Consider the following 2443-nt stretch of genomic DNA (forward strand, 5'->3'; position numbering starts at 1 on the left):
GGTCGGCGTACAGGCTGCGCAGGTCTTCGCTGCCCGCCTGTGCTTCGAGGGTTGAGCGGCGCCCTTGTTCCGGCGCCTTGCTGACCCGGTTGACGATACCGCCCTGGCTGCCACGGCCATACAGCACTGCCGCCGGCCCCTTCAGTACCTCGACCCGCTCGATGTTGTGCAGGTCGCGGATGTACTGGCTGTCATCGCGAATCCCGTCCAGGTAGAAGTCGTTGCTGGCGTCGAAGCCGCGAATGCGCACGCTGTCGAAGCGGGTGTCGGCGCCGCTGCTGACGTTGGGGATGCCTTCCAGTGCCTTGCCCAGGGTATTGCTGCCGTAGTCCAGTACGTTGGCGGTCTTCACGCTGTCGATGGCCTGCGGCACGTAACGCACCGGCGTCGAGGTGCGGGTGGCGGTGCTCACCTCCTTGACCTGTGGGTTGTCCCTCTCGCGTTCACTGTCGGCGGTGACAGAGAGTTCCGGCAGGGTAGTGGAAGCGGCGCTTGCCAGGCTGGCGCTGACCAGCAGCGACAGGCCAAGCGTGAGGGGGGAAAGGCGGCAGGGAACAAGCATGGACACATCCGGACCGGGGCAGGTGGAAAAGAGGTGCGAATGGTAATGCTTGCTATTTGCTCCTGCTCGACTATTTGTAAAGGCTTGTCTTTACATATGTATCACTTTGTAAATATGCCTTAAGAGGGTGATGGCCGCCCCAGATATTCGTCCGATTAGTCAGGAAGACAAATCCTACAAAAGACAAAATTCCCGCCTACAGCGCGATCATGCGTGGAAATGCCCCGTGACAACGCTTTATTTTGGTTATATCAACCTGCATTTCACGTTTTTTTGACATTTGTAATCGCGCGCGGCTAGGATTCGGCCACGGCCTGCCGTGCAGGCCCGCCAGTGTGGATCCGCATAGCGTCGAACCTACGAAGGGGCGTTGGTTCCTGGCGTCAAATTGCGCAGTGTTTTTGATTAATAATTTAGGAAAACAACATGTTGAAAACCAGGATCAGCCTGGTCGCTCTGGCGATGATCGCCGCGACCCAGGCCCAGGCCAATGAGCAGGCCGACAGCAAGGGCTTCATCGAGGACAGCCACGCCAACGTCCTTCTGCGCAACGCCTACATCAACCGTGACAAGAAACACGGCACCGACGACCAGATCGAATGGGGCCAGGCGGTCATCGCCAACTTCTCCTCCGGTTTCACCCAGGGCACCGTCGGCGTCGGTGTCGACGCATTCGGCCTGTACGCCCTGCGCCTTGACGGCGGCAAAGGCCACAACGGTGGCGGTGGCGTCGACTTCTTCAAACCGCACGAAACCACCAACGCCGATGGCAATGCCAGCTCGCCGCACAACCTGGCCCGTGGTGGCGCTGCCGTGAAATTCCGCATCTCCAACACCGTGCTGAAGTACGGTGACCAGATGCCGGCCCTGCCAGTGCTGCAGTACGACGATGCACGCCTGCTGCCAGAAAGCTTCACCGGTACCCTGATCACCTCGAAAGAAATCGAGGGCCTGGAACTGAACGCCGGCCGCTTCACCCAGGAAGCGCGCAAGAGCGCCGAGCGCCGTGACGGTGGTGGCCTGAAGTCGATCAATGTCCTTGGTGGTAGCTACAAGTTCACCGACAACTTCAGCGGCTCGCTGTACACCGCCGACAACGAAGACGTGATGCGCAAGCACTACCTGGGCCTGAACTACGTCTTCCCGATCGCCAGCGACCAGTCGCTGACCCTGGATTTCAACGGCTACAAGTCGGACATCAACAACAAGTTCGTCAAGGCTGCAGGGCTGAACGGCGACTCCAACACCATCTGGAGCCTGGCCGCCACCTACGCCTACGGTGCGCACTCGTTCACCCTGGCGCACCAGCGCAGCACCGGCAGCACCGGCTACAACTACGGCTTCTACCAGAACGCCGGCGGCGTGGGTGACGGTGGCTCGACCATCTACCTGGCCAACTCGTACTGGTCCGACTTCAACGCCGAAGACGAGCGCTCCTGGCAGCTGGGCTACGGCCTGGACTTTGGTGCCTACGGCATCCCGGGCCTGACCTACAAGCTGGCCTACGTGGTGGGTGACAACATCAACACCCGCAACGTTGCCAACCCACAGGGCTTCGGCGAGGGTAAAGAGCGCGAGATCTTCAACCAGATCCGTTACGTGGTGCAGGACGGCCCGGCCAAGGACCTGTCGGTCAAGCTGCGTAGCTCGTTCCTGCGTACCAACAACGCCGTGCAGCAGAACGGTTACAACGACGACGGCAACGAAGTCCGCGTATTCGTCGAGTACCCGATCAGCATCTTCTGATCCTGATCTGATGGTCTGGGGCTGCCTTGCGGCCCCAGGCTTTCATGCCGGCTCGGCAGCCCTGCGCCGAACCCCTGCAGCCCGCACTTCCCCTTCCCCGGTCTCCGGCGCAAAGCTGTCGCTACGTGCCATCCG

2 protein-coding genes are annotated in these 2443 nt (G+C 60.7%); one reads left to right on the top strand and one right to left on the bottom strand.

Features of this window, described 5'->3' with window-relative positions; translation table 11 throughout:
• The coding region (locus HP546_RS29160) for a TonB-dependent receptor plug domain-containing protein (RefSeq protein WP_172233019.1) at positions 1 to 562 on the bottom strand (562 nt) is incomplete at its 3' end.
• 426 nt (positions 563 to 988) lie between these two features.
• On the opposite strand from HP546_RS29160, the gene HP546_RS29165 reads away from it, so the two are divergent.
• Complete coding sequence (locus tag HP546_RS29165) at positions 989 to 2308, top strand: OprD family porin (protein WP_172233022.1); 1320 nt, start codon at positions 989 to 991, stop codon at positions 2306 to 2308.
• The last annotated feature ends 135 nt before the right edge of the window (positions 2309 to 2443 follow it).

The sequence above is a fragment of the Pseudomonas sp. CM25 genome, from assembly GCF_013179705.1.
GTDB lineage: Bacteria > Pseudomonadota > Gammaproteobacteria > Pseudomonadales > Pseudomonadaceae > Aquipseudomonas.

Bases quoted from the DNA above. Each gene is read 5' to 3' on its own strand.
- HP546_RS29165 (WP_172233022.1), top strand. From the start codon at position 989: ATGTTGAAAACCAGGATCAGCCTGGTCGCTCTGGCGATGATCGCCGCG.